We start from the raw sequence: 26968 nt of genomic DNA on the forward strand, positions 1-26968 counted from the left end.
GCCAGGCACCATCGGCAGATCATCGCCAGGCTACGGCGCGGCCACGGGCATGACGTGGCCCAGCAGGCCCTCCTTCGTGTAAGGCCCCTCGCAGTCGGCCCTGTTGGAGACGAAGTGATCGAACACCGAGGGGGCGTAACACCGGTAGAGGGGCACCGAGCCCGGCACCGGCCTGGTGTACACGTATCCGACCGCGCCGAGGGGCTGTTGGCCCTCGCACCCCGGGTCGGCGGTCAGCAGCGAGTGGTTCGCCACCTTGCACTCGTAGAGGCGGACGGTGCCGGGCGCGGGGTCCCTCAGCACCTTCCAGACCCCTTCGTGGGTGAACCCGGAGGGCAGGGAGCGCGAGGACGCCAAGTGCCCGGCGTGGGGTCGGTGGCCGCGGACCAGCGGTACGTACGGGGTGGTGTGGCGACTGGCTCCCTCCCAGGTGCGCAGGTAGCCCTCGGCTCCCCGCATGAGCTCGTCCACCACGTCCTGGCCGCCGGTGACCCGGATGTCCTCGATCCAGTCGGGTACGAGGCCGTAGTGGGTTCCGCCGCCGTCCGTGTTGACGTCCCAGACGCGCGAGCCGGTGACCTGGCGGTCGAGGACCGATCCGCCGTCGGGGCTGCGGAAGGGGTAGCGGACGGGGTTCCCGGCCGCGGCCCGGGGGCCGGGGAGCCAGGCGAAGCCGTTCATGTCGGTGCCGATCCCGTATCCGGCGCCGTACTCGGCGCGCAGGGCGGCGTGTCTGCGCGCCTCGGCGGTGAACGCGGGTGCCTCGTACATGTGGCCGGTGATGAAGCCACCCAGGCGGTAGACCCGCTCGGTCCAGTTGTCGTCCATCCAGCCGTGGGTGGAGAGCACGCCGGAGTAGCGTTCGGCTTCGAGTACGCGCAGCGCCTGGTTGGCCGCCTTGACGCTCATGTGGTCGATTTCCAGCATCATGTTGCGCTTGGTCATGCCCAGGACCGCGTACTCGCCCAGCGCGGTCAGGCCCCGGCGGTTGCACTGTGCGGCCTGTGCGGCCTGTGCGGCCTGTGCGGCCTGTGTGTCCTGCGAGGAGGCGCCGTACTGGGGAAGTTCGACGCCTTCCGGCAGAGATTTCCGAATCCGGGCCTCGGCCTCGGCCTGCGCCTGCGCTTCGGAGGTGCCGGGGGCCGAGGCCTGCACGGCGGCCCCCGCCTCCGCACGGCCCTCTGCGGCCAGTCCGAAGCCGATCGGGTTGTCGTGCTCGGCGCCGGGGCAGGGTTCCGTGCTCCAGAAGGTGCCCGTCGACAGGAACTGGCCGGCGTTGATGGCCATGCCCTGGGTGCCCGAGTCGAACCTGACGCCGCACAGGGCGTTGTCGAACTTGTGGCACAGGAACATGCTGCGCACGCCCAGACCGTGCAGTTCGTCGAGGCCGCGGTCGATGTCGGCCATGGTGCAGCGGGCGCCGTCCAGTACCTGCTTGCAGCCGAACGGTTCGGAGGTCTCCACCCCGAGGACGACCGCCAGTTTGCCCTCCTGGATGACCTTGCGGGCCTGGTCGGGCTCGGTGACCACCCGGAACCAGCCCTTGCCGGGGCCGCCGTACATCGTGTCCACGTGGTTCTGGAGTTCGTACGTCTTCTGGATCTGGAGCCTGATCGCGGTCATCTCGTCACAGCCGCGGTCCTTGAAGAAGTACAGCGAGCAGATGACCCCGTTGGTGACCATGTCGTTCACCAGGATCCGCTGGCCGCCCCGCCACGCCCGCTCCACCCAGGCGTAGTAGGTCTGCTGGTGGGTGGCGGAGTCGTGGGCCGGCCAGTCGCGGAACGTCGGCCAGCCGGTCGGGTCGTGCCGGCCGTCACCCCCCTTGGTGATCATGTCGAAAAGGGCGAGGACACCGTTCGGGTAGTGCTCGGGACAGTCCCTGAGGGCGTCCGCCACCCCCGCCGCGGAGAAGGTCTTTCCGCAGACCAGCCGTCCGCCGAAGCCCTCGTCGGACATCAGGTGGACGTGCCCGTCGACGTATCCGCGGACCCGGCCCTGGGCGTCGGTGCCGGTGAACGGCTCCCCGGTGACGTTGACCTGTGAGTCCGGGGCCGGGCGCGCCACGGGCTCCCACCACTGCGGGCCGGCCGCCGCGCCGACGGCCGGCGGGCCGAGCAGCAGGGTGACCAGCGCGAGGACCAGGCCGGCTAACAAGTACCGGCTTCGCCCGGGGGCTCTTCGACGGTTCATCCCCATCCCTTTCTCCTTCACGGTGCGTTCACGACGTGACATGGGTACGGACCAGGGCCAGGTAGTCGGCCGCCAGGCGATGGCAGTCGCCGGGCCACCGCGCGGAGACGTAGTTGCCGTCCTTGACGGTGAAGCCACGTCCGGGCCTCGCGGCGGTGTCGCGGACGGGCAGCGGCGGCCCGGCGAGGAAGTGACCCGGATCGGCGAGCGCCTCGGTGACCTCCTGCTGCACCGTGGTGCGGTAGGTGCGGTAGTAGCGCCCCAGCCAGAACCGGGTGAGGTTCCACCCGGTCAGCTCCAGCAGGGACGTCAAGGCCGTCGTCCGCCGGCCGTGGAGGACCGAGCGTCCGGTGGCGGGATCCTTGGCCCGGGCGGCGAGGAGCACTCCGTGGCAGACGGCCCCCACCGGCAACCCCTGGGTGAAGACCCGGGCGAACAGGTCCTGGGCGGTGGCGTCCTCGAGCAGGGTGCGCATGCCCGCGGCGTGGCCGCCGGGTACGAACAGGCCCGTGATGTCGGCCGGGTCCACCTCCTCGTACGAGGAGGGGGCGAGGAAATGGGGGTCCTCGGTGAGGTCCCGGTAGGCGGCGAGCTCGGCGCGGCGGGTCATCAGCCAGGGCGACAGCCAGGAGAAGCCGAGGTCCGTGAGCCGGGGGTCGGCGTACGCGGCCTTGCCGCCCGGGGTCGCGAACCGCACCTCGAAGCCGGCCTTCCGCAGGGCGGCCCAGGGCACCGCCGCCTCGGTGGGGTCGTAGTCTCCCGCGGGGAGCAGGAAGAGAATCACGGCGTACTCCTCTGAGCGGTGGCGATCGCGACAGCAAGAGCGGCACGCTCCCCGAGCGGGGGGGCGCTGGAGCGTGCCGCTCTTGGTGCCCGAAGGCCGACCTTAGGAGCAGCCCCCGGTGCCGTCATTGACTTAGGCGGCCAACCCGTTGACTCTCCGGACCGACCACGGCGTCGCCCCGGGGAGCTGCGCCGGGGCCGTGCTGACGCGGGCCGTGGTGACGCGGGCGGTGTTGACGCGGGCGGTGCGTCCGCATTGACTGACCGATGTGTCAGCCATCGAGCCGCCCTCGGTCACCGCGTGCTACGCCCTCGCCGTCCTGAGCGCCACGGCGGAAGGCACCGGCGGGTCGGCCGCCTGGGCCTTGCCCACGGACCGGCTGGAGTTCGGCGAGATGCGCGCCCTGTGGGACGAAGTGCTCGGCGCCGTGGGCGCCGGCCCGCACACCGGACTCCTCGTGGGCGACCGCATCAGGCCCGAGGGACTGCACATCCTGGGCCACCTCGTCCTCACCTGCGCCAGCCTCGCGGACGCCGCGCGGGCGGCCGAGCGCTACCACCCCCTGGTGAGTCAGGCGGGCACGGTGACCCTGCAGCGCCGCGCCGGCGTCGGGCGGGTCTGCTACCGGCCGAACGTCGCGCCGGGGGCCATGCACCCGCAGCAGGTGGAGGCGGTCGTCAGCAGCATGGTGCGGGCGGGCCGCTGGATCGCCGGTGACGGCTGGGCGCCCCTGGCCGTGTCCTTCACCCACCCCCGCAGGGGCTCGGCGGAGCCGTACGCCGACGTCCTCGGCTGCCCCGTCGTCTTCGATGCCCCGGAGACCGCGATCACGGTCGCCGACGACGACCTCGACCGGCGCCGCCCCCTCTACGACCCGGCGCTCAACGCCCTGCACCGGGCCTACGCCGACCGGCTCCTGCGCCGGCTGTCCACGGCCGTGACCTTGACCGTCGCCGAGCACGTACGGCAGTGGCTGGAGGACGCCTCACTCGCGGACGCGGGCCCCGACGGCCCCGCCAAGGAGCTCAGCCTCAGCGTCCGTACCCTGCGCAGGGCCCTGCACGCGGAGGGCACGTCGTGGCGCGCGCTCCTCGACACCGCCCGCCACGGCCGGGCCGGGCGGCTGCTGGAGACCACGGACCTGCCGCTGGACCGGATCGCGCCGCTCGTCGGCCTGAGCGGTGCGACGGCCCTGGTCCGCGCCTTCAACCGCTGGGAGGGCATGCCTCCGGGGGCGTACCGCAGCCGGCACCGGCCCCGGTCCGAGGAGCGCGGCCCGGTCTGCCACGGGTGAGGAGGGTCACCGCGGGCGACGCCCCGGCCGGCCTTCTCCGTTGCTAGATTGTCCGGCGGCCGACCCCAGGCCCCGGACGAGACGCGCCGTACCCGGTTACGCACGACGACGCGCGAGGTGCCGCACCAGCGGCGCCTTCCGCTGTCCGCACCCGGGCAGCGTCCTCGTCGAGCAAGATGGGCCGAACGCCATGACCGTGCCACTCACCCGCAGCCTGTACCGGACGACCGCGCACGCGGCCGGGGGCCGCACCGGATCCGTCCGCACCGAGGACGGCCGCGTGGACGTCCGCCTCGCCCCGCCCCGCAAGAACGTCCCCGGCACCACCAACCCCGAGCAGCTGTTCGCGGCCGGTTTCGCCGCCTGCTTCACCTCCGCGCTCGCGGAGGTCGCCGCCGAGTTCGGGGCGGACGCCTCCGCCGCACGCGTGGCGTGCGAAGTGCAGCTCGGCACCACGGACACGCCCGCGGGCTACGGTCTGGCGGTGGCCCTCACCGTCAGTCTGCCCGGGTGGCGGGCGGCGGACCTCCAGCCGCTGCTGCACCGGGCGGACGCGGTCTGCCCCTACTCGCAGGCCGTACGCGGCAACGTACCGCTGACGCTCCTGGCCCTGGACGACCCGGCTCCCGCCGACGGGGCCTGAGCCCGGCCGCCACGGTGACGGCATCCCTCGCGGCCCCGGTCACAGCATGACGTGCTTGGCCTGGGTGTAGTCCAGGAGGCCTGACAGGGAGAGGTCGCTGCCGTAGCCGGAGTGTTTGACTCCGCCGTGCGGCATCTCGGAGACCGTGGTGCCGTGGGTGTTCACCCAGACGATGCCCGTGTGCAGGGCGCGGGTGGCGCGCATCGCGCGCTCGTGGCCGGTGGTCCACACGCTCGCGGCCAGGCCGAAGCGCACTCCGTTGGCGAGGTGCAGGGCCTCGGCCTCGTCCGCGAAGGACTGGACGGTCACGACGGGTCCGAAGATCTCCTCCTGCACGATCTCGTCGTCCTGGCGGACGCCCGCGATCACGGTGGACTCGTGGAAGAAGCCGGGGCCCGCGGACCGGCTGCCGCCGGTGACGATATCGGCGTGGGGCGGCAGCCGGTCCAGCAGCCCTTGTACGGAGGCGAGTTGGCCGGCGTTGTTGAGGGGGCCGAAGTCGGCGCCGGCGCGGAGCCCTGCCGCCTCGGCGGCGAGGGCCGCGAGGAACGCGTCGTGGATCCGGTGGTGGACCAGGAACCGGGTGGGCGCGGTGCAGTCCTGGCCGGCGTTGTAGTAGGCGACCGCGGCGAGGGCGGCGGCGGTGGCTTTCACGTCCACGTCCTCGTGGACGATGACGGGCGCGTTCCCGCCGAGTTCCAAGTGGACCCGCTTGAGGCCGGCCGCGGCGGCCGCCGCGATCTCCCGTCCGGCTCGGACGCTGCCGGTGACCGCGATCAGGGCGACCGCCGGATGGGCGGTGAGGGCGCGGCCCGCGTCGCGGTCCCCACAGACGACGTTGAGCACGCCCGGCGGCAGGTACTCCGCGGCGATCCGGGCCAGGAGCACGGACGAGGAGGGGGTGGTGTCCGCGGGCTTGAGCACGGTGGTGTTTCCGGCGGCGATGGCCGGAGCGATCTTCCACGCGGCCATCATCAGCGGGTAGTTCCAGGGGGTGATCTGGGCGCAGACCCCGACCGGTTCGCGGCGCAGGAGGGAGGTGCGGCCGTCGGTGTACTCGGCCGCGGCGGCGCCCGGGAGGTTCCGCGCGGCCCCGGCGAAGTAGCGGACGGCGTCGACGATCGCGGGCAGCTCGTCGTCCCTGAACTGCTCGGCGGGCTTGCCGGTGTCCCCGGTCTCGGCGGCCGTGAAGGCATCGGCGTGCGCCTCGATGGCATCGGCCACGGCGAGGAGGGCGCACTGCCGGACCGCCGGGGTGGTGAGGGACCACTGCCCGTACGCGGCCGCTGCCGCGAGGCAGGCCGCGTCCGTGTCGGCGGGGCCCGAGCGCGGGGCATGGCCGTGCACGCGGCCGGTGGCGGGGTCGGTGAGGGGCATGGTCTCGCCCGAGGCGGCCGGCCGGTCCACTCCCCCGATGTGGTTGGAGAGGGGACCGGTGTGGTGGTCCACGGGTCCCGTGCGGTGGTGCGGGGTGTCAGCCACGGCGCAGGGCCTCCTCGGCGGCGGCGCGTCCGGTGCGGACGGCGCCCTCCATGTAGCCGGCCACCCACTGGTCGGATCCACAGACGTAGAAAGGGGGTTCGTGGGTGCCGTGCCGGGGGCCGACGGCCATGACGTCGCCGGGGGTCCACTGGGTGACGTAGCCCTGGGTCCACGGGTCGGTGCCCCACATCCGGACGAACGTGGCGAGCGGCCGGTTGGCCTCGTCGCCGTAGAGGCGCGCGATGTCGGCCAGCAGTTCGGCGGTGCGCAGGGGGGCGGGCGCACCGAGGAGGACGCCGTAGCGTTCGGGCGGCACGAGGGCGGAGAGGATGCCTTCGCTCTGCGGCCAGGTGCTGCCGAGGATCCCTTCGCTTTCGGAGAGGCCGCTGAGGCCCCGGTCGCGCCAGAAGGGCCGGGCGTAGGCGGCGGTGAACTTGGCTGCGAGGGCGTGGCGTTGGCGGTGCAGGGAGGAGAGTCGCTCGTCCGTGACCCCGGTGACGGCGACCGCGCGGAGCGGCCCCACCGGGAGGGCGCTGACCACGGCGGCGGCGGTGAGGGTTTCGCCACCGGCCAGGCGTACGGAGCTGCGGCCGGGCCGGCGTATCGCGACCGCCTCGACGGGTGAGCCCGTACGGATCCGGCCGCCGAGGGCCTCGGCCATGCGCAGGGCCACGGTGGCCGAGCCCTCGGCGACGCGCAGGCCCTCCCACGCCTCGTACTCGTAGTGGCCGGTGCCGGGTACGGCGGCGTGTTTGCGGAGGGCCGCGAGCAGGGAGGTCCGTTCGCAGGAGCCGTCGGCGAGGGCGAGTTGGCCGATCTCCCAGAGGCGGACGACGGCCTGGGTGGCGCCCTGGGCGCGGAGCCAGGCGCCGACGGACAGCCGGTCGAGGTGCGCGGCCTCGGGGTGGGACCAGGGGTCGGCCGGGTCGACGGTCTCGGCGAGCGCCGTGAAGGCGGCGGTGACCTTGGCGTGGCAGGCGTCGTCGCCGGGGCCGAACCAGTGGGGCGGATCCGTGGCGGAGACTCCTTCGGGGGTGGCGCGGACGAGGGCGCCGGGCTCGGCGACGTAGCTGGGGACCAGGGTCAGGCCCAGTTCCGCGGCGAGGGCGGTGTAGGCGGTGTGGGCGCGGCCCACCACCTCCCCGCCGAGCTGGACCAGCCGGCCGTCGGGGAGGGTGGTCTGTTCGACGCGTCCGCCGACGCGGTCCCGTGCCTCGACGACGAGGACGTCTGCCCCGCCCGCGGCCAGGTCGCGGGCGGCGGCGAGGCCTGCCAGTCCGGCGCCGAGCACGATGACGTCGTGGTTCATGGGGTGTGCTTCCTTCGGTCGGTGCCGGATGGCGGCGGGGGCGATGGGAGGACCGTCGGTCGAGAACCGGGTCGAGGACCGGTCGGTTCGCGAACCGGTCCGTCGCGAACCGGTCCGTCGCGGACCGGTCGGTCGAGAACCCGTCAGTCGAGGACCAGGCAGTGTTCGGGGTTCCAGCCGATCTCGACCTGCTCGCCGCCGCTCCAGCGGTCCTCCATGCGGGAGCGGACGGTGTTCTGCTCCAGCACGGACACCGTGACGCCGGGGGCCAGTTCGATGAGGTAGGTGGTGGTCGGGCCGGAGTAGACGGTCTCCCGGACGACTCCGCCGACCTTGGCCATGCCCGGTTCGAATCCGGAGAGCCAGATCTTCTCGGGGCGGATCGAGAGGCTGACCGGGCTGCCGTCGGGGACGCCGGACCGGGGACCGACGGGCAGGGCAGGCCCCTGGTCGAGGACGACGCGACCGGAGCGGTAGGTCCCCTGGACCAGGTTGGAGGTGCCCATGAAGGTGGCCGTGAAGCTGCTCGTGGGGCGCTCGTACACGTCCTCCGGCGTGCCGCACTGCTCGATGCGGCCCTCGTTCATGACGGCGAGGCGGTCCGACATGGTCAGGGCCTCGTCCTGGTCGTGGGTGACGAAGACGAAGGTGATGCCGACCTCCCGCTGGATCTGCTTGAGCTCGACCTGCATCCGCCGGCGCAGTTTCAGGTCGAGGGCGGCCAACGGCTCGTCCAGGAGCAGCACTTGGGGCCGGTTGACCAGGGCGCGGGCGAGGGCGACGCGCTGGCGCTGGCCGCCGGAGAGGGTGGGCGGTTTGCGGCCGGCCAGTTCCCCGAGCTGTACGAGGTCCAGCATGTCGCCGACCCGTTGGCGGATCTCGGCGCGGGGCACGCCGCTGCGCTTGAGGCCGAAGGCCACGTTGTCGGCGAGCGAGAGGTGGTCGAAGAGGGCGTAGCTCTGGAAGACGGTGTTGACGTTGCGCTTGTTGGGCGGCAGACCCGTGACGTCCTCGCCGCCGAGCAGGACGCTGCCCTCCGTGGGGTCGGTGAAGCCTCCGGTCATGCGCAGGAGGGTGGTCTTCCCGCAGCCGGAGGGGCCGAGGAGGGAGAAGAACTCGCCCGGGGCGATGTCGAGGGTGACGTCGTGGACGGCGTAGGTGTCCGTGTTGCGGTACTGCTTGGCGACCCGGTCGAGCCGGACGGCGGGCTGGGGGTTCGGGTGGTGCATCGGTGTCACTTCCCCGGGAGCAGATCGAGGCCGCCTCGGCGGCCGAAGAGGCGCGGGATGGCAAGGGCGAAGGCGATGAGGGCGATGGACCCGACGAGCATCAGGGTTCCGACGGCGTTGATGGTGGGCTGGACGCCGAACCTGATCGCCGAGTAGATGCGGACGGAAAGCGGCTGCGGGTCGACGCCGGTGGTGAAGTAGGCGAGGACGAAGTCGTCGAAGACCAGGGCGAAGATGAGTACCCCGGACGCGAGGATGCCGGGGAGCAGCGCGGGCAGGGTCACCAGGCGCAGGGCTTGGCGGCGGGTGGCTCCGAGGTCCATCGCCGCCTCCTCGACCTCCGGGTTGAGGGCCGCGATGCGGGAGCGCAGGATGACCGTGACGTAGGAGATGGAGAAGGTGACCTCGGCGAGCATCACGGTGGTGGTGGACAGGGTGATGCCGAGGCCCTTGAAGAGCATCATCGACGCGACGCCGGTGACGATCTCCGGGGTGACCAGCGGTACGAGCATGACCAGGCCGGCGAAGGAGCCGAGGCGGCCGCGACCGCGGACCAGTCCGAGGGCGAGGAGCACTCCGAGGACGAGCGAGACGGCCATCGCGACCAGGGACACCCGCAGGCTCATGCCGAGCGAGCCGACGAGTGCCTCGTCGCGGAGGAACGCGCGGTACCAGCGCAGGCTCGCGCCGTCGAAGACGGTGAGGGACTTCTGCGCGTTGAAGGAGAAGAGGACGACGACGCCGACGGGGAGGTAGAGCAGCGCGAAGAAGACCGCGGTGACGGCGATGGCGAACCGGGGCCGGCGGTCGGCGCCGCGGCGCCGCCTGCCGCGCGGCGTACGAGGTGACGGAGCCGTGCCGGGTGACGGTGCCGTACCGGGTGACGGAGCCGTACGAGGTGAAGGTGCCGTACGGGCAACGGGGCGCGGGGTCATCGGACCGCCTCCGCCTCGTCCTTGCGGGTGCGCCTCAGGTAGCCCAGCATCCCGATGAGCAGGACCGCCATCAGCAGGATGGTCAGGGCCGAGCCGAGCGGCCAGTTCTGGCCCTGGAAGAACTTGTCCTGGATCAGGTTGCCGATCATGATCTGGTCGGGGCCTCCCATGAGCTGTGCGCTGACGAAGTCGCCCATGGCGGGCAGGAAGACGAGGACGCAGCCGGCGGCCGCGCCCTGGCGGGTGGCGGGCACGGTGACGAAGAGGAAGGTCCTCAAGGGGCCGCCGTAGAGGTCCCGCCCGGCCTCGATGAGCGAGGTGTCCATGCGCTCCATGGCCGCGTACAGCGGGATGATCATGAAGACCACGAAGCCGTAGACGAGGCCGGCGATGACCCCCGGGGCGGTTTGGAGGATCTTGGTGTCGCCGTCGGCGAGGCCGATGGCGCGCAGGGCCCTCAGCACCGGCCCGTCGTCGGAGAGCACCACGGACCAGCCGTACATCCGTACCAGGTAGTTGGCGAAGAACGGCACGACGATCGCGGCGATCAGCAGGCTCTTGAAGCGGCCGCCGCGCAGGGCGATGGCGTAGGCGACCGGGTAGGCCACGGCCAGGCAGATGAGGCAGGTGATCAGCGCGTAGCCGAGCGAGCGCAGCAGGACGGTGCGGTAGGCCGGATCGGCGAGCGCGGCGAAGTTCTCGAAGTTGAGCCCGAAGCGCGGGTTCCCGAGCGGATCGGTGGTGCCGAGGGCGAGGGTGGCCACCAGGAGCAGGGACGCGACGAGGAACCCGGTCATCCACAGGGTGCCCGGGAGCAGGAACCAGGTCCACAGCCTCGCCTCCTTCCCCGCACGTCCTCCGCGTGGCGGACGGGGCGGGACGGACCGGCTCCGCGGACCCCGAAGATCAGGTCGTGGCATGTCAGCCGGCCTTCACATCGGTCCAGGCGGCGTCGCGGTGCTGCTCGCCCTTGGCCGTGCCGTTGCGGAAGTAGAGGTCGTCCTTGAGGTCGGCCGCCGTCACCTGGCACTGGGGGAACGGCTCCACGAGCGCGGTGTAGGTGTCCTCGGTGCCACGGACCGGCATGGGGTAGCCGATGTACTCGATGTTCTTCTTCACGTTCTCCGGGCGGAGCATGTAGTCGATGAAGAGCATCGCCGTGCCGGGGTGCTGCGCGTTGGCGGGGATCGCGTAACAGTCGGAGTTGAGGGGAGCGCCCTCGCGGGCGACCTCGAAGCCGAAGACGGCGGGGTCCTCGGCCTGGGCGAGCATGGCGGCCATGTCACCGCTCCACGCCTGTGTCATGTCGGCGTTGCCGTTGAGCAGGTTGTTGTAGCTGTCGCTGGAGAAGCCGCGCAGACGGGGGCGGAGCGAGCGCAGGGTGTCGGTGACGCGCGCGAGCTCGTCCTGGTCGTCGGTGGTGAGGCCGAGGCCGAGCTTCAGCGCGCCCACGCCGAGCACCTCGTCACGGTCGTCGAGTACGAAGACCTTGCTCTTGGCCTGCTCGTTCCACAGGTCGTCCCAGGAACCGGTCAGGTCACCGAGCCGGTCGCGGCGCCAGCCGATGCCGGTCTTGTACATGGTGAAGGGCACGGTGTGCCGGGAGCGGGGGTCGTACCAGGGGTCGGCGAAGTAGTCGTAGCCGGCGAACACGGCCTCGGCGTTCTTCAGCCGGGTGTGGTCGATCGTCCGCAGCTTCCCCCCGGTGACGAGGCGCTGGGACCATTTCGCCGTGGGGAAGATGATGTCGTACTGGTTCCCGGAGTTGAGCTTGGCGGCCATGCCTTCCATCGAGTCGAAGTTCGACTGGACGACCTTGACGCCGTACTCCTTCTCGAAGCCTTCGAAGACGGCCGGGTCGACGAAGTCGGCCCAGTTGAAGTAGACGAGGTCGCCGTCGACCTTGACGTCGATCGGCGTCGCCTCGGCCGCTTCGCCGGCCGCGTCGTCACCGGCCGCGAACCCGCAACCGGCTGCGGCGAGGCCGAGTGCGGCGGCGGTGCCGGCGCGGAGGAGGGAGCGTCTGGACAGGGGGTGTGCCTCGGGGGACATGCGGGGTCCTCTCCGTAGGGGGCCGTGGGGGGCGCGGTTCAGTGCTCGGCGTCGGCCGTGTCGGGATCTGCGACGGCGTCCAGCTCCGCTCGGATGCGGCCGGCGAACCAGCCGACCGCCGACTCGCGGCGGGACAGCGGGCCGGGCTCGAAACCGGGTGTGGAGAGCCCCTTCTGCACGCGGGCGACCAGCTCGACGTCCTCGTCGTTGGTGATCCAGCCGATGTGGATGTTCAGGCGGCGGGCGATGCGGGTGCGCAGGCTCGTACCGCGACGGGTGTAGAACGCGCCGGGGACGGCCACCCGGTCCACCGCCGTCGGGATCGCGGTCCAGGCCAGGACGTGGTCGGGGTAGAAGTCGATGAGGGTGTTCGGGTAGATGACCGCGTACCGCCAGACCCGCCGGTCGGCTTCGGTGAGGCCGGGCATGGGTGCGGCGATGCGCTGGTAGAGGCGTTCGGCCCAGTTCGAGGACGGCTTGTCGCGCAGGGGCGAGGCGAAGAGTGCGTAGGACTCCTCGAGCTCGCAGGTGTAGCCCTGGTAGTCGAGCAGCCGCATCAGTCCCGGGTGGGCCACCGGTACGTGGTAGCCCTCCAGGTAATTGTCGACCGTCACCTTCCAGTTGGCCTCCTGGACCTCGGCTGCGGCCAGGTCGTGGATCCGGGCGCGGCCGACCGGTACCAGGCCGGCCCCGGCGTAGTGGCCGACGGCCTCCGCGAGCCCGGCGCACTGCTGCGCCAGGGGCACCGCGCCGGGGTCGAGATTGACGAACACGAACCCGAGGAAGGATTCGACGCGGGCCGGGAGAAGGCCGAGCGCGGGTTTGTCGAGGCAGGGGATCTGCCGTGCCTCGGGGGCTCCGACCAGGCTTCCGTCGAGGCGGTAGGTCCAGCCGTGGTAGGGACAGCGGATCGCTTTGCCGGCCGGTTCGGGAGCGGTGACCAGGCGCGTTCCGCGGTGTCGGCACACGTTGAGGTGGGCGGCGAGGGCACCGTCCTCGGTGCGGACGACGAGCACCTCGCGGCCGGCGACGGTGGCGGCGAGCCGGGCGCCCGGGTTCGGCAGGTCGGACTCGTGGCAGACGAGCTGCCAGGACTTCGCGAAGACGTGCCGGATCTCCTCGGCGGCGATGTCGGGATCGGTGTAGTAGCGGGCCGACAGGGCGGGCCCGGGGACCTGCGGGACCGGCTGGTCGGCCGGGGGCTTTTCGGGTGCTCTGGAGTGCATCGGGTGACTCCTCCGTACCTGCGGTGCGGCGATCGGTCTCGGCGAAGGGCAGCGAGACGACCCGGCGGTGGGCAGCGGGCCGGGGCGGACGCCGAGACCTTGCTGACCGATTGGACAGTCAGATTGCTGGCTGATTTCCGCTGGGTCAAGACTTGTACGCTGACCGATCGGTCAGCTAGCGTAATTCTCGTCGCCGCACCGGAGTTCATCCTCTTCTGAGCCATTTGTCTGACCCGATGCGGCCCCGCGAGCCCTGGCATCCGCCCGGACCGCACCCCTCCACCCCCTCCCCCATCTCCCGCCACACGCCATCGGCGTCCCCGCGGTGAGCCCCGGGCATCCCCACACCGCCCCCGGCACACGGCACCGGCCCGGTCGCTCACGGCACCCCCACTCCTCCCGGAGGCACGCATGAGCGGTCGTCGGCGTCTGGACTGGCTCGGGCTCACCCCCGAACCGGAGCGGGAACTGCCCGCTGCGGTCGCCGCCCTGCGCGCTTCCTCCCACCGTCCCCCTACGGAACCCACGGGGCCCACCGGCCCCGCACCCGCACCCGCACCACCGGCCGAGCTCGTCGCCTCCGAGCGGCGCCGCCTGGAGCACCTGGTCCTGCGGGGCAGCCGGCGCGACTGGCTGCGCTACCTGGCCGAAGTCGCCGCGCTGGTGATCGCCGCCGCCGCCGACGGCGCCGGTCAGGGCGATCACCCGGCCGCCCTGCTCGCCGGCGAGGTGGTCCTCGACCACCACCGCATGCTCATCGGGCTCCCGGGACCGGGATACGCCCGAACCGCCGCGGACCGTGCAGCACTTGAGCGCGCGGTGCTGACCCTGCGCTCCACCTCCCTTACAGGAAGCATCCGATGACCACGATTCGACTCCCGGCGGGGCAGCCACCGGGTTCCGTACTCGGAGCCGCTCCGGACGCGCCGGAAGACGTCGAGGCGTACCTCGCCACCGGCGGCTACGCCGATGCCACCGGCCCGGACGAGCTGCTGGGCCACCTCGCCGCATCCGGTCTGTGCGGGCGCGGCGGGGCCGGCTTCCCGGCCGCCGTCAAGCTGCGCGCCGTCCGCGAGCGCGGCGGCGTCCCGGTGGTGGTGGCGAACGGCGAAGAGGGCGAGCCCGGCTCGGTCAAGGACCGCTGGCTGCTGCGGGCCAGGCCCCATCTGGTCCTCGACGGCCTCGCCCGCGCCGCCGCGGTCACCGGCGCCGTACGCGGCTACGTCTACCTCTCGGACCCGGTGGCCGCCGACCGCGTCCGCCGGGCCCTCGCCGAACGGGAGCCGTGCCTTCCCGTCGAGGTCGTCGAGACCGCGCACACCTACGTCGCCGGGGAGGAGAGCGCGGTCGTCCGCCGGATCGACGGCGGGCCGGCCCTGCCCACCGCCAAGCCTCCCCGTCCCTTCGAGCGCGGCGTCGGCGGCGCGCCGACCCTCGTCTCCAACGTCGAGACCCTCGCCCGCATCGCCCTCATCGCCACCAGCCCCGGCCTGCGGGAGTCGATCGCCCGCTCCACCCTGGTGACCCTGTCCGGGGGCGGCGCTGCCGCCCCCGTCCTCACCGAAGTCCCCTACGGAGTCCCCCTGCGCGTACTGGCCGCCGCTCTCGGTGTCCCGGACGCGGCCGGGGCCCTGATGGGCGGACTGTTCGGCGGGTTCGTCGACGCCCGCGCCCTGGATCTCCCCCTCGAACCCGGCGCGCTCACCGCGGCGGGCACGGCACTGGGCTGCGGGGCGATCCGCTTCCTCGCCGCCGGAGCCTGCCCGGTGAGCACCGCCGCCGATGCCGTCGGCCACCTCGCGGCGGAGAGCGCACGGCAGTGCGGGGTCTGCGTCTCGGGCACCGCGGCCGTCCGCGACGCCGTGTACGCCCTCGCCACGGGGACCGCCGGCCCCGACACCCCCGTCCACCTGGACCGGTGGTCGCGGGGCCTGCCCGGGCGCGGCGCCTGCGGCCTGCTCGACGCCGCCGCGGGCATCGCCGGGAGCCTGCTGCGCTCCTTCCCCGAACCCGTCCGGTCCCACCTGCGCGGGCCCTGCCCCGGCTGCGCCGCCGTCTCCTCACCCGCGGGCGGTCAAGGGCGCCGCCTCACCGTGGCCGTACCGGAGATCGCCGGCACGGCCGTGGGCGACGGGACCGTACCCCGCTCGCCCGTGCTGAAAGGAACACCGTGAACCTCCTGCTGGACTCAACCCGCTGCCAGGGCTACGGACTGTGCCAGGAACACGCACCCCACCTGGTCGAACTCGACGAGTGGGGCTACGCGAAGGTCATCGCCGTCCCCGTCCCGCCCGGCGCCGAGGAAGCGGCGCGCGACTGCGCCGCGAGCTGCCCCAACTCCGCGCTCCGAGTGGAGAAGTGACATGGGACGTGATCTGACCGCTCGCCGTGATCTGACCGCTCTCTTCGACCCCCGCTCGGTCGCCGTGGTCGGCGCCAGCGACGATCCGGCCAAGTACGGCCACGCCGTGGCCTCCCAGGCGCTCCGCGCCGAGGGCCGGCGCCCCGTGCACCTGGTGAACCGGCGCGGTGGCACCGTCCTCGGCAGACGGGCGGCCCCGTCCCTCGCGGCGATCGGCGAACCCGTCGAGCTGGTGGTGATCTCCGTCCCCGGCAGCGGCTTCGAAGCGGCCGTGGAGGACGCCCTGGGCTGCGGGGCGAAGGCGATCGTCGGCATCACGGCCGGCTTCGCCGAGGCCGGCCCCGCGGGGGCGGCCCGCCAGCGCGCGGTCGTCGCCAGGGTCCGGGAGGCCGGAGCCGTGCTCGTCGGGCCCAACTGCCTGGGCATCGCGGACAACACGACCGAGCTGTACCTCGCCTCGGACCGCTTCGCGCCCGGCGGCACCGCCCTGCTGAGCCAGAGCGGCAACCTCGCCCTCGAACTCCAGCTCCGCGGCGCTCCGCACGGCCTGGGCTTCTCCCGGTTCGTCTCCCTCGGCAATCAGGCCGACGTCACCCTCGTCGACCTCGTCGAGGACTGCGCCCGCCACGAGGCCACCACCGCGATCGCCGTGTACGCCGAGGACTTCGGCGACGGCAGGGCCTTCGCCGGGGCCGCCGCCGCGGCGGGCAAACCGGTGGTCCTGCTCACCGCCGGGCGCGGCTCCGCCTCGGCGCGCAGCGCCCGCTCGCACACCGGGGCGCTCACCACGTCGGCCGACGTCGTGGCCGCCGCCTGCCGCGACGCGGGAGTGGAACTGGTGCGCACGCCGCGGGAGATGACCGTCGTACTGGCCGCGGTGAGCAGCCGCCCAGGGCCCCGTACGGGAGGGCGCCGGACCGCGGTCTTCACCGACGGCGGTGGCCACGGGGCGATCGCGGCCGACGCCGCCGAGGACGCCGGGCTGGACGTGCCGGAGCTCGCGGACACGACCCAGGCAGGGCTGCGGACCGTGCTGTGGCAGCAGTCCGCGGTCGCCAACCCGGTCGACCTGGCGGGGATGGGCGAGCAGCAGCCCCTGTCGTACGCCGACACGGTCGGGCACCTCCTCGCCGCCGAGGAGGTCGACGCGGTCCTGATGACGGGCTACTTCGGCGGGTACGCGGCGTCCGAGGGCGGCCTGGGCGGCGGGCCGGCGGGCGGCTCCGTGCTTGCGGAGGGCGAGACCCGGGCCGCCGAGAAGATCGTCACCCACCTCGCGGAGTCACCCAAACCCCTGGTGGTGCAGTCGATGTATCCGCAGTCGCCGAGCTGCCGCGTCCTGGCCGGGGCCGGGATACCGGTGTTCGCCGCCACGGAGGACGCCGCCCGCGCGCTGTCGGCGATGACCCGCCGGGCGGCTCGCTCCGGCCCGGAGCTCCCCGCACTGCCCGCCGCCGCCGCGCCGCTGCGGGACCCGGGGTACCACGCGGTGCGCGGACTGCTCGGCGCCGCCGGAGTGCCGTTCCCGTCGGCCCGCGAGGTCACCGACGAGGCCGCGGTACTGGCCGCGGCCGGTGAGTTCGAAGGCCCGTACGTACTGAAGGCCCTGCACCTCCTGCACAAGTCCGACGCGGGCGGCGTGGCGCTGCGCCTGGCCGGCCGGGACGATCTCCTGGCCGCCTACCGGGACATGCGCGCCCGGCTCGGCCCCGGCTCGTACTCGGTCGAGGCGATGGCCGACCTCTCGGACGGCATCGAGCTGATCGTGGGCGTGAACCGCGACCCGCGCTTCGGACCGGTGGCCATGGTCGGGCTCGGCGGGGTCCTCACCGAGACCCTGCGCGACGTGGCCTTCGCGCTGGCGCCGGTACCGGCGCGGCGGGCCGGGGAACTGCTGCGGGGGCTGCGGACCGCCGCCCTGCTGTCGGGGGTCCGAGGCCGGCCCGCCGTCGACGTGGCGGCCGCGGCCGACGTGATCGAACGCATCACGACCGTGGCCGCCGCGCATCCGGAGATCGCCGAGCTGGAGGTCAACCCGCTGCTGGTCCGCCCCGACGGCGCCCTGGCGCTGGACGCACGGGCCGTCCTGGGCTGACCCCGCGCCACTCTCCGCGCACCTCGACTTCCCCATCCCTTCCGCCCCTTAGGCCCCGGAGAACACCATGGACTTCCGCTACACGCCCGAGCAGGCCGACCTCAAGGCCCGCGCCGCCGCCTACGCACACCTCCTGATGGGGTACGAGGAGCAGTCCGAGGAAGCGGGCGGTCCGCTGCCCGCCGAAACGGTCCGCGAACTGACCCGCGCCGCCATGGACGCCGGCGTCTACGCGATCAACATGCCCGCCGCCTGGGGTGGGGCCGGCCTGTCCCTGCTGGACCAGGTCATCGTCGAGGAGGAGTTCGGCAAGGTTACCAACTGCCTCTGGGACATCCCCTGGCGGCCCGCGAACGTCCTCGCCCACGGCACCGAGGCGCAGCGCGAGAAGTACCTCCTGCCCGTCATCCGGGGCGAGCGGTTCGACGCGTTCGCCGTCACCGAACCGGGTGCGGGCTCGGACCCCGGCTCGTGCACGAGTACGGCGACCCGCACCGCGGGCGGCTGGCTGCTCAACGGCGAGAAGTGGTTCGTGACCTGCGGTGACATCGCCGATTTCCTGCTGGTGCAGGCCGATGCGGGCCCGGAGCGGGCCGCGACGCTGTTCTTCGTGGACAAGGGTGCGGCGGGCGTCGAGATGACGCGGGTCCCCCGGTTCATGCACTCCGCGGTGAACGGGCACCCCGAGTTCACCTTCACCGATGTCTTCGTCGCCGACGAGGACGTCCTCGGCGGTGTCGGCAACGGCTACGAGCTGACGAAGGAGTGGTTCACGGACGAGCGGCTGATGATCGCCGCCCGGACCGTGGGAGCGGCGGAGCGGGCCCTGGAGCTCGCCCGCGACTGGGCCGTCGGCCGTCGCCAGTTCGGCTCCCCCATCGCCGACTTCCAGCTGATCCAGGGCATGCTCGCCGACTGCGCCGTCGACATCGCCGTCAACCGCGCCTACACCCACCAGGTCGCCTGGGAGGCCGACCAGCCGCACACCGACCCCAAGACCCTGCACGCCAAGGCGTCGACGGCGAAGCTCGCCGCGAGCGAGGCGGCGGGTCGGGTCATCGACCGGTGCGTACAGATCTTCGGGGGCCGCGGCTACGACCGCTCGTACCCCGTCGAGCGGATGTACCGCGAACTGCGCGTCGACCGGATCTGGGAGGGCACCTCCGAGATCCAGCGCCTGATCATCGCCAACGAGCTCGTCAAGCGGGGTACGCGGGCACTCGCGCTGCCCGGCCGCTCCTGACGGGCCCGCCCCACCACCGCCCGCCACCCCGTCACCGCCATCACGATCACGAGGACGAACACCACATGGACTTCCGCCTCACCGCCCGCCAGGAAGAGCTCCGCGACTCGGCGCGCGCCCTCACCGAATTCATCACGAAGTACGAGCTCGACTGCGAGGAGAACAACGGCCTGCCCCCGCAGGCGCACACCGAGATCCGCGACGCCGTCCTCGACAGTGGACTCCAGGCCGTCAACATGCCCGTGGAGTGGGGCGGCGCCGGCCTGACCATCCTGGAGCAGGTCACCGTCCAGGCCGAACTCGGCCGGCTCACCGGCGCCCTGTGGGACATGGTGTGGCGGCCGGCCAACGCACTGTCCTTCTGCACGCCGGAGCAGCGCGAGCGCTACCTCGTCCCGGTGATCCGGGGACAGCGCCGCGACTGCTACGCGGTGAGCGAGCCCGAGGCGGGCTCCGACCCCCAGAGCCTGCGGACCACGGCGACGCGGACCGGTGACGGCGGCTGGGTGCTGAACGGCGAGAAGTGGTTCGTCACCGTCGGCGACCACGCCGACTTCATAATCGTGCTCGCCGCCGCCGGGGAGGAGCGGGCACCGACCCTGTTCCTCGTCGACAAGGACACCGCGGGCATCGAGATGACGCGGGTGCCCCGCTGGATGCACACCTTCGTCTACGAGCACCCCGAGTTCACCTTCACCGATGTCCGCCTGCCCGCGGACGCCGTGCTGGGGGAGGTGGGCACCGGCTACGACATCACCCGCTCCTGGTTCACCGAGGAACGGCTGATGATCGCCGCCCGCACGATCGGAGCGGCGGAGCGGGCCCTGGAACTCGCCCGCGACTGGGCCGTCGAACGCCGCCAGTTCGGCTCCCCCATCGCCGACTTCCAACTGATCCAGGGCATGCTCGCCGACTGCGCCGTCGACATCGCCGTCAACCGCGCCTACACCCACCAGGTCGCCTGGGAGGTCGACGAAGGCGTCCTCGACCGCAAGACGCTGCACGCGAAGGCCGCCATCGCCAAGCTGTCGGCGAGCGAGGCCTCCGGCCGGGTCATCGACCGCTGCCTGCAGATCTTCGGAGGCCGCGGCTACGACCGCACGTACCCCGTCGAGCGGCTCTACCGCGAACTGCGCGTGGACCGGATCTGGGAGGGCACCTCCGAGATCCAGCGCCTGATCATCGCGGGCGAACTCGTCAAGCGCGGCACCGGCGTGCTGCGGATGCCGTCGGCCGTGTGACCTCCGCATCCGAGGCATCCGAGGCATCCGGCCCATCCGACGTACACGAGGCATCCGACAGGTCCGAAGGGAGAGAACCGATGAGCGATGTCGAACGCGTCGGGATCGTGGGGTGCGGCCTGATGGGCTCCGGGATCGCCGAGGTCTGCGCCCGCGCCGGGCGGGACGTCGTGGTGGTGGAGTCGAACCAGAGGGCCGCGGACGCCGGCCTGGAGCGGATCACCCGCTCCCTGGCCCGCGCCACGGCCGCCGGAAAGCTCACCGTCGCCGAACGCGAAGCCGCCCTGGGCCTGATCGTGATGACCACGGACATGGACCGGATGACCGACCGGGACCTCGTCGTCGAAGCGGTGGCCGAGGACGAGCGGGCGAAACTGGAGGTCTTCGCCCGGCTCGACCGGATCGTCGGGCGCGGGGACGCGGTACTCGCGACGAACACCTCCTCCATCCCGGTCATCCGGCTGGCGGCGGCAACGTCCCGGCCGGAGCAGGTCGTCGGCCTCCACTTCTTCAATCCCGTCCCGGTGCTTCCCCTGGTCGAGCTGGTGCCCTCCCTGCTCACCTCCGCGGAGACCGTCCGGCGCGCCGGGGAGTTCGCCTCCGGCGTGCTGGGCAAGCAGGTCGTCCACGCCGAGGACCGGGCGGGGTTCGTGGTGAACGCGCTCCTCGTCCCGTACCTGCTGGCCGCGGTCCGGATGGCCGCATCGCGGACCGCTTCGGCCGAGGACATCGACCGGGGCATGACCCTGGGCTGCGCGCACCCGCTCGGGCCGCTGGCCCTGGCCGACCTCATCGGACTGGACACCGTCCAGGCGATCTCCCGGTCGATGTACGCGGAGTACCGGGAGCCGCTCTACGCACCGCCGCCCTTGCTGGCGCGGATGGTGGACGCGGGCCTGCTCGGCCGCAAGACCGGCCGGGGCTTCCACACCTATTCATGACCGCGGTGCCCCGGCGGCCCGAGCCCGAACGCCCCATGCGCGAGGATGGGGGTCCGGCGGGCGGGGCCGCCGGGGCCCTTCCACCCACCCACGCACCCCGACCGACGGGTGCCGACCCGGGGAGCAGCCCACGTGACCAAGGCCGAGCGGGCACTCGAAACGCGTGAGCGAATCCTCACGGCCGCGTGCGAAGTGATCGCCGACATCGGCTTCGAACACGTCAGCATGCGCAAGGTCGCCGAGCACGCGGGTGTCTCGAAGGCCCTGCTCCACTACCACTTCGACACCCGCGAGAAGCTCTTCGCCGAGGCGATGACGCACTCCTTCGCCAAGACCGGCACGGACACCGGCAGCGAGGACGCCTCGCTCCCGGCCGCCGCCGTCCTGGCGCGGATCGTACGCAGCATGCTGCCCACGGACGCCGAACTCCGCCAGGACTGGAAGCTCTGGCAGGAGCTGTGGGTGCGCGCCCTGCGCGACGCGGCGGCCCGGGACCTCGCCGTCGACCTGTACGACCAACTGCACGCGTGGGTCGCCGGGGTCGTGGAACGGGGCATCGCTTCCGGAGAGTTCACCGACTGCGACGTCGCCGAGGTGGGCACGCTGGTGCTGGCCCTGTGCGACGGCCTCGGCAACCGGCTGATGCTGGGGGACCCCCGGATCGACCTCGCCACGGCCCAGTCGACGATCTGGCGGGCGATCGCGCCGGCCCTCGGGATCGCCCCCGCCTTCCCCGAGGTCGCGCCGGAGGTTCCCCCGGCGGTCTGAGAGCTCGCGCCCGAGGTCTCCCCGGCGGTCGGACGACGCTGCCCTCAGCCGGCCTTCACCGGCCGCGCGGCCATCCCGTACGCCGCCGGGAGCCGCGCGACGCACGCCCGGACGGCAGGGGTGCGGCCAGGCCGAAGACCACGGTGATCCGGGCGCCGCCGCGGGGGCCGCGGGCGATGCGCACCGAGCCGCCGGTGACGGACCCGGCCCTGCGGGCGATGTCGAGGCCGAGCCCCGAGGAGCCGGTGCTGCTTCCGCGGGAGAGTGCCTGGTCCGGTTCGGGGATGCCGGGGCCCTCGTCCTCCACGACCAGTTCCACGGCCTGGGCGGTGCGGGCGACGCGGACGGCGAACGCGGTGCCGGGCGGGGTGTGCCGGAAGACGTTGCCGATGAGCGCGTCCACCACGGCGGCGACGTCGTCCTCGGAGAGGCCGACGGCCGCGGGCTCCTGGGTGAGGTCGAGGGAGCAGGGGCGGTCCTGCTGCTCCGCCAGGACCGCCCAGAAGGCGGTCCGCCGGCGCACGACGTCCGCGGCCTCGCAGCGGGGTCCGGCCGGTCCGGGGTTCGTGGCGCGGTGTGTCCCGCCCGTTTCCGGGCCGAGCATGCCCTGCCCCATCGGGCCCACGGCGAGCGGGGTGCGGGCCGCGGTGATGATGGCCCGGAGTTCCGTTTCCAGCGCGCACACGGCGGCCTCGACCCTGGCCGACTCCGGTGAGCCGGCCATGCGTTCCGTTGCCAGGTGCAGGGCGGTCAGCGGGGTGCGCAGCCGGTGGGACAGGTCGGCGACCAGTTCGCGTTCGACGGCGAGCAGTTCGGTCATCCGGTGGGCCATGGTGTTGAAGGCGATGCCCGCCTCGCGCAGTTCCCTGGGCCCCATGGGGTCCACGCGGGCGTCCAGGTTGCCCCGGCCCAGGGCCTGGGAGGCGTGGGCGAGCCTCTTGGAGGACCTGACGACCTTCGCGCCGAGGCGGTCGGCGACCAAGACGGACCCGCCGACCAGTCCGACGGCGAGGAGGAGCATGACCGTCCAGGAGGCGGTGACCCCGCGGGTCAGCTCCTCTTCGGGGACGAAGTTCTCGATGACGGCGACCTGGTCCCCGGGCAGTACGACCGGCTGCAGGCAGATCCACCCGCCCGACATCCGCTGGGAGATGGACTCGCGGCCCTGCTCGGCCCGTTCGAGCAGGGCCGCCGGAGCCCGGGACGTGCCGAGGGCGGGCTCGTCCGGCAGGTGCACGACCACGTACTCGGCCGCGTCCAGGCTGGCTGCGGATTCCCGCAGGGCGGACGGATCCGTGGTCAGGGCCAGTACGGGGGCCAGGGCGGCGGCCCGCTGCTCGGCCGCGGTGACGCTCTGCTCCTTGACGAGCGACATCACCAGGGCGGCCAGCGGTATGAGGAAGGAGAGGGCGACCATGGACGTGACGGCGAGCGCCACTCCGGCGAGCGAGCGTCTCACCGCGGTGCCACCAGCTTGATGCCGACACCGCGGACGGTCAGCAAGTAGCGCGGGGCCGCGGCGCGTTCGCCGAGCTTTCGGCGCAGCGAGGACAGGTGCACGTCGACGGTCTGGTCGTCGACGTAGGGTTCGCGCCAGACCTCGGTCAGCAGCCGCCGTTTGGAGACGACCTGGCCGGTGTGGTGGGCGAGGAAGGCCAGGAGGTCGAACTCGCGCCGGGTGAGCCGCAGTTCGCGGCCCGACAGGTACGCGGTGCGCGCCCCGGGGTCCACCGCCAGCTCGCCCACGGTGGTGGGGCGCAGCGGCTCGGCCGCGGGGGCCGGCCGCGCACCCCCGCCGCCGTGCGCGGCATGGGCCGGCGGCAGGTGGTGGGTGCGCCGCAGGACGGCGGAGAGGCGTGCGATGAGCTGTCCCCCGGAGAAGGGTTTGACCAGGTAGTCGTCGGCGCCCGCGTTGAGGAGCCGGATGATTTCCGCTTCGTCGTCGCGGGCGGTGGCCACCAGGACGGGAACGGAGGAAATGCCCCGGATCATGCGCAATGCGTCTCCTCCGTCCAGATCGGGCAGCCCCAGGTCGAGGACCACCGCGTCGACGGGTGACTGGGTGACCTCGCGCAGGGCGCCGAACCCGTCGCCCGCGCTGCGTACGGCATAGCCGTGCTCCGCCAGGACTTCGATGAGTGACTGGCGGATGCTGGGGTCGTCTTCGACGACCAGGACGCTCGGCATGGGCACACCTTAGGTGAACGCTCGTTCCTATTGGTTGCCGGCTTGGTCGCCGAAGGCCGGGCCCTCGTCGGTGACGTGCAGGTGGACGGGGCGGTCGGAGACCGGAATGGTGCAGCCCTCCCGCGCACTGCAGCTCGCGTACCCGAGCAGTAGGGTCCCGTCCCCGTTGCCGTCCAGGCGGACGGGCAGGGTGGTGGTGACCGGGCCGTCCGGGTAGACGGGGACCGGGGCGTCGACGCCGGGCACGCTGATCGTCCGTACGTCCGCCGCGGCCGTCAGCTTCCCGTCCGCCCGCAGCACGCCGGTGACGGCCAGCGAGGTCGGCCGGCCGACGCCTTCGATTCCGGTGGCCGGCAGATCGGTGCTGTAGAGGTGGAACCCCTTCTCCTCGGGGGTGAAGACCGCGGTCAAGGTGGCCCGCGGTGGTTGCCACTCGGAGACGGAGAGCGTGACGGTGACGCCGTTCTCGGTGAAGCTCGTCGTGGGCGCGGAGCCGGTCACGGAGCCGGTCACGGAGCCGGTCGCGGAGCCGGTCGCGGAGCCGGTCGCGGAGCCGGTCGCGGCGGGCTGCTCGCCGCATGCCGCGAGGGCGCCCAGGGAGAACAGGGTGACCAGGGCCGCGGCGACGCCGGCCTTGCGGGAGTGCCTCGCGTACGGGGAATCGTTCATCGGCTGTGCCTTCGTGAGGAGAGGACGGGACAGGGGCGGGGCCGGTTCTAGACGGCGGTGGTGAACGCCGCGCTCCACGACTGGAGCCGGTACACCAGGTCGTTCCACACCCCGGTGGCCAGCAGGACGCCGACGAGGACGAGCATTCCGCCGCCGGTCCGCAAGACCCACTGGTAGTGCCGTTTGACCAGGCCGAAGGCGCCCAGTGCCCGGCGGAAGGCCAGGGCCGCCAGGAGGAACGGCAGGCCCAGCCCCAGGCAGTAGGCCGCCATCAGCAGGGCCCCGCGGGCCGCGCTGGCCTCGCTCCAGGCGAGCGCCTGTACGGCGGCCAGTGTCGGGCCGATGCACGGGGTCCACCCGACCGCGAACACCGCCCCCAGCAGCGGCGCGCCCGCGAGGCCGAGCACGGGCCGCCGGTGGCTGCGGAACTCCCGCTGCGCGAAACCCGGCAGGAAGCCCATGAAGGACAGCCCCATCAGCACCGTGAAGACGCCGAGCACCCGGGTGACGGCCTCCTGGTGGGCCAGCAGGGTGCGGCCGAAGTACCCGAACAGGGCGCCTCCGGAGACCAGTACGGCCGTGAAGCCGAGGACGAACAGCGCCGCGCCGGCCGCCATGCGGCTGCGCTGCCCGCCGCGGGCGTCCGCCAGGTCGGAGACCGACAGGCTGGTCACGTAGCTGAGGTAGCCCGGCACGAGCGGCAGTACGCACGGCGAGAGGAAGGAGACCAGTCCCGCGAAGAACGCCACGGGGGCGGCCACGGCCAGCGTCCCGTGGAGGAGGGAGGGGGCGACGTCGGCGGCGGTGAGCGTCGCCGTGCCGGTGAGCCCCGTCATGCCGCCTCCTCGGCGACGCGGAGGAGCAAGGGCCTCAGTTCCTCCTCGGTGACCGCTCCCCCGATGCTGACGGCGATCCGGCCGCGGCGGTCGATCACCAGCGTCGAGGGGATGGTCTGCGGGTTGAGGAGTGCGGGCGGGAAGCGGAGCAGGAGCTTGCCGGTGGGGTCGTGGAGGCTCGGGAACCCCAGGCCGTGCGCGCGTACGAAGGACTGCGCCGCCGCGCGGTCCGGGTCGCGGGTGTTGATCCCGAGGAACCGGACGCCCTGCGCGCGGGTCTGCCCGCTGAGCCGTTCCAGGTCGTCGGCCTCCGCCCGGCAGGGCCCGCACCACGATCCCCAGACGTTGAGGACGACGACCTGCCCCCGGAACTCGGTGAGACCGAGCGGCTTTCCGTCCAGGTCGGCGCCCGCCAGCACGGGCGCGTGGGGCCGGGCGCCCGTCTCCACGACCACGGCCTCGGACATGGGCCTGACCGCGGCGCCGTCCGGGCCGGGCGGCGCCCCGCCGCCGTCTCCGTGGGTGGGGCCCGCAGCGGCGTAGAGGCAGCCGGCGACGGCGACCGCGAGGCCGGCGCCGGCCAGGACGGTGCGGCGCGGGACCGCTCGTCTCATGACGCCCACTTGCGGAGGAAGGAGCCGATGCCGTCCGAGGTCAGGGCGGGATTGCCGGTGACGTGTGTGTCGGTGCGCACCGTGCCGGACGGCGAGACCACGACCAGGACGGGCATCTTGTACGTCCCGCCCGAGGGGCTGTACTTGCGCAGGAGGGCGGAGTTGGCGGAGCTGTTCCCGCCGATGTCCACCTTGACCAGGTGGTACGAGGCTCCGAGGACCGATGCCGTCCGGGGCTGGGCGAACACCTTGTCGGCCGCCTTGCAGTTGCCGCACCAGTTGGCGCCGAAGTCGAGCAGCACCATCCGGCCGTCGGCCTTGGCCGCGCGCAGCGCCGCGTCGATCAGCTTCTGCGCGTCGGCCGAACTGTCGTAGCCGGGGCCCGGTATCCGGGCCGGCGGGGCGGGCGCGGCGGTGGTGCGGGACGGCTTGGGGGCGGGCTTGGCGGGCTGGGCGGGCTTGCTGCGCGAGGAGGTGGGCGAGGCGCCGGCCGGGGTACCGGCGGACGCGGACGCCGACGCCGACGGCGGCGCGGACGGCGTGCCGGACGCGGTCGGGGAGGCCTCCGCGGACGCGGACTCCGTCGCGGCCGCGAGGGTCTGCGACGGCTGTCCGGACGTGGGCGGCGCGGCGGCACCGGTGGACTGGGCGGACGGACCGCACGCCGCGGTCAGCGCGGCGGCGACCACGGCCGCGGCCACCAGGGGCAGCCGCACGCCCAGGGGTCCGGCGGTGCGCGGGCGCGGCGTACGGCGGGTGGCACGGGCGGGTCGGAGTATGCGAGAAGACATGGCGAAGACACCCCAGGGCACGGTTCGGAGTACGGAAGCGCGGAACGCCTTCCGGATCGGTGGAGCCGATGGCA

The 26968-nt window shown here is 73.0% G+C and carries 25 protein-coding genes and 1 riboswitch; of the genes, 10 read left to right on the forward strand and 15 right to left on the reverse strand.

Annotation, left to right across the window (positions count from 1 at the left end; translation table 11 throughout):
- Positions 1-30: 30 nt before the first annotated feature.
- Both ACFYYB_RS22255 and ACFYYB_RS22260 read right to left on the reverse strand, forming a co-directional pair.
- Positions 31-2193 carry a hypothetical protein gene (locus ACFYYB_RS22255; RefSeq protein ID WP_389436960.1) on the reverse strand — a complete coding sequence of 721 codons (2163 nt, stop codon included), beginning with the start codon at positions 2191-2193 and terminating at the stop codon, positions 31-33.
- Between the two features lie 28 nt (positions 2194-2221).
- Positions 2222-2977 carry a type 1 glutamine amidotransferase domain-containing protein gene (locus ACFYYB_RS22260; RefSeq protein ID WP_389436963.1) on the reverse strand — a complete coding sequence of 252 codons (756 nt, stop codon included), beginning with the start codon at positions 2975-2977 and terminating at the stop codon, positions 2222-2224.
- A gap of 268 nt (positions 2978-3245) precedes the next feature.
- Here ACFYYB_RS22260 and ACFYYB_RS22265 point away from each other — a divergent pair, with 268 nt between their 5' ends.
- Entirely contained in the window at positions 3246-4271 is a 1026-nt protein-coding gene (locus ACFYYB_RS22265) for an AraC family transcriptional regulator ligand-binding domain-containing protein (protein ID WP_389436964.1), read from the forward strand.
- Between the two features lie 58 nt (positions 4272-4329).
- Positions 4330-4386, forward strand: a riboswitch (guanidine-III (ykkC-III) riboswitch).
- A gap of 75 nt (positions 4387-4461) precedes the next feature.
- Positions 4462-4914 (forward strand): Ohr family peroxiredoxin, encoded by a 453-nt coding sequence (locus tag ACFYYB_RS22270; RefSeq protein WP_389436965.1) that lies wholly within the window; start codon positions 4462-4464, stop codon positions 4912-4914.
- 39 nt (positions 4915-4953) lie between these two features.
- Here the strand turns inward: ACFYYB_RS22270 and ACFYYB_RS22275 are convergent, their stop codons facing one another.
- The 7 genes from ACFYYB_RS22275 to ACFYYB_RS22305 all read right to left on the reverse strand — a co-directional run bounded on the left by ACFYYB_RS22275 (position 4954) and on the right by ACFYYB_RS22305 (position 13147).
- On the reverse strand, positions 4954-6291 hold the full coding sequence (locus tag ACFYYB_RS22275) for an aldehyde dehydrogenase family protein (protein WP_389437237.1): 1338 nt from the start codon (positions 6289-6291) through the stop codon (positions 4954-4956).
- A gap of 97 nt (positions 6292-6388) precedes the next feature.
- Positions 6389-7705, reverse strand: a complete 1317-nt coding sequence (locus ACFYYB_RS22280; RefSeq protein ID WP_389436966.1) for a flavin monoamine oxidase family protein — start codon at positions 7703-7705, stop codon at positions 6389-6391.
- A 143-nt stretch (positions 7706-7848) separates the two neighbouring features.
- A complete protein-coding gene (locus tag ACFYYB_RS22285) occupies positions 7849-8934 on the reverse strand; it encodes an ABC transporter ATP-binding protein (RefSeq protein ID WP_389436967.1) in 1086 nt (361 codons plus the stop codon).
- Positions 8935-8939: 5 nt separating this feature from the next.
- On the reverse strand, positions 8940-9869 hold the full coding sequence (locus tag ACFYYB_RS22290) for an ABC transporter permease (RefSeq protein WP_389436968.1): 930 nt from the start codon (positions 9867-9869) through the stop codon (positions 8940-8942).
- Positions 9866-10666, reverse strand: a complete 801-nt coding sequence (locus ACFYYB_RS22295) for an ABC transporter permease (RefSeq protein WP_389436969.1) — start codon at positions 10664-10666, stop codon at positions 9866-9868. The genes ACFYYB_RS22290 and ACFYYB_RS22295 overlap by 4 nt, the downstream gene beginning before the upstream one ends.
- A gap of 124 nt (positions 10667-10790) precedes the next feature.
- Positions 10791-11921, reverse strand: a complete 1131-nt coding sequence (locus ACFYYB_RS22300) for a spermidine/putrescine ABC transporter substrate-binding protein (RefSeq protein ID WP_389436970.1) — start codon at positions 11919-11921, stop codon at positions 10791-10793.
- Between the two features lie 38 nt (positions 11922-11959).
- On the reverse strand, positions 11960-13147 hold the full coding sequence (locus ACFYYB_RS22305) for an aromatic ring-hydroxylating dioxygenase subunit alpha (protein ID WP_389436971.1): 1188 nt from the start codon (positions 13145-13147) through the stop codon (positions 11960-11962).
- Positions 13148-13558: 411 nt separating this feature from the next.
- On the opposite strand from ACFYYB_RS22305, the gene ACFYYB_RS22310 reads away from it, so the two are divergent.
- The 8 genes from ACFYYB_RS22310 (at position 13559) to ACFYYB_RS22345 (ending at position 21797) form a co-directional block, all read left to right on the forward strand.
- On the forward strand, positions 13559-14011 hold the full coding sequence (locus ACFYYB_RS22310; protein ID WP_389436972.1) for a hypothetical protein: 453 nt from the start codon (positions 13559-13561) through the stop codon (positions 14009-14011).
- The gene (locus ACFYYB_RS22315) at positions 14008-15321 is read left to right on the forward strand and encodes an NADH-ubiquinone oxidoreductase-F iron-sulfur binding region domain-containing protein (protein WP_389436975.1); all 1314 of its coding nucleotides are present in this window, start codon (positions 14008-14010) and stop codon (positions 15319-15321) included. Before ACFYYB_RS22310 ends, ACFYYB_RS22315 begins: the two co-directional genes overlap by 4 nt.
- Positions 15318-15509, forward strand: coding sequence for a ferredoxin (locus ACFYYB_RS22320; protein WP_389436976.1), 192 nt, complete (start codon positions 15318-15320; stop codon positions 15507-15509). Before ACFYYB_RS22315 ends, ACFYYB_RS22320 begins: the two co-directional genes overlap by 4 nt.
- 1 nt (position 15510) lies before the next feature.
- On the forward strand, positions 15511-17604 hold the full coding sequence (locus tag ACFYYB_RS22325; protein ID WP_389436977.1) for an acetate--CoA ligase family protein: 2094 nt from the start codon (positions 15511-15513) through the stop codon (positions 17602-17604).
- Positions 17605-17671: 67 nt separating this feature from the next.
- Positions 17672-18847: an acyl-CoA dehydrogenase family protein gene (locus ACFYYB_RS22330; RefSeq protein WP_389436978.1), complete on the forward strand. Its 1176-nt coding sequence runs from the start codon at positions 17672-17674 to the stop codon at positions 18845-18847.
- Positions 18848-18912: 65 nt separating this feature from the next.
- Positions 18913-20088: an acyl-CoA dehydrogenase family protein gene (locus tag ACFYYB_RS22335; protein WP_389436979.1), complete on the forward strand. Its 1176-nt coding sequence runs from the start codon at positions 18913-18915 to the stop codon at positions 20086-20088.
- Positions 20089-20168: 80 nt separating this feature from the next.
- Positions 20169-21029, forward strand: a complete 861-nt coding sequence (locus ACFYYB_RS22340) for a 3-hydroxybutyryl-CoA dehydrogenase (RefSeq protein ID WP_389436980.1) — start codon at positions 20169-20171, stop codon at positions 21027-21029.
- A gap of 132 nt (positions 21030-21161) precedes the next feature.
- Positions 21162-21797 carry a TetR/AcrR family transcriptional regulator gene (locus tag ACFYYB_RS22345; RefSeq protein ID WP_389436981.1) on the forward strand — a complete coding sequence of 212 codons (636 nt, stop codon included), beginning with the start codon at positions 21162-21164 and terminating at the stop codon, positions 21795-21797.
- A gap of 55 nt (positions 21798-21852) precedes the next feature.
- On the opposite strand, the gene ACFYYB_RS22350 is transcribed toward ACFYYB_RS22345, so the two are convergent.
- From ACFYYB_RS22350 to ACFYYB_RS22375, 6 genes are read right to left on the reverse strand one after another with little or no spacing between them, the layout of a single operon-like run.
- Positions 21853-23256 carry an ATP-binding protein gene (locus ACFYYB_RS22350; protein ID WP_389436982.1) on the reverse strand — a complete coding sequence of 468 codons (1404 nt, stop codon included), beginning with the start codon at positions 23254-23256 and terminating at the stop codon, positions 21853-21855.
- Entirely contained in the window at positions 23253-23984 is a 732-nt protein-coding gene (locus ACFYYB_RS22355) for a response regulator transcription factor (protein ID WP_389436983.1), read from the reverse strand. Before ACFYYB_RS22355 ends, ACFYYB_RS22350 begins: the two co-directional genes overlap by 4 nt.
- Before the next feature lie 27 nt (positions 23985-24011).
- Positions 24012-24653, reverse strand: coding sequence for a hypothetical protein (locus ACFYYB_RS22360; protein WP_389436985.1), 642 nt, complete (start codon positions 24651-24653; stop codon positions 24012-24014).
- A 47-nt stretch (positions 24654-24700) separates the two neighbouring features.
- Positions 24701-25489, reverse strand: a complete 789-nt coding sequence (locus tag ACFYYB_RS22365; protein ID WP_389436986.1) for a cytochrome c biogenesis CcdA family protein — start codon at positions 25487-25489, stop codon at positions 24701-24703.
- Positions 25486-26103 carry a TlpA disulfide reductase family protein gene (locus ACFYYB_RS22370; RefSeq protein ID WP_389436987.1) on the reverse strand — a complete coding sequence of 206 codons (618 nt, stop codon included), beginning with the start codon at positions 26101-26103 and terminating at the stop codon, positions 25486-25488. The genes ACFYYB_RS22365 and ACFYYB_RS22370 overlap by 4 nt, the downstream gene beginning before the upstream one ends.
- Positions 26100-26894 (reverse strand): thioredoxin family protein, encoded by a 795-nt coding sequence (locus ACFYYB_RS22375; protein ID WP_389436988.1) that lies wholly within the window; start codon positions 26892-26894, stop codon positions 26100-26102. The genes ACFYYB_RS22370 and ACFYYB_RS22375 overlap by 4 nt, the downstream gene beginning before the upstream one ends.
- Positions 26895-26968: the final 74 nt, after the last annotated feature.

It is taken from the genome of Streptomyces sp. NPDC002886 (genome assembly GCF_042888445.1).
In the GTDB taxonomy this organism is placed as follows: Bacteria; Actinomycetota; Actinomycetes; order Streptomycetales; family Streptomycetaceae; genus Streptomyces.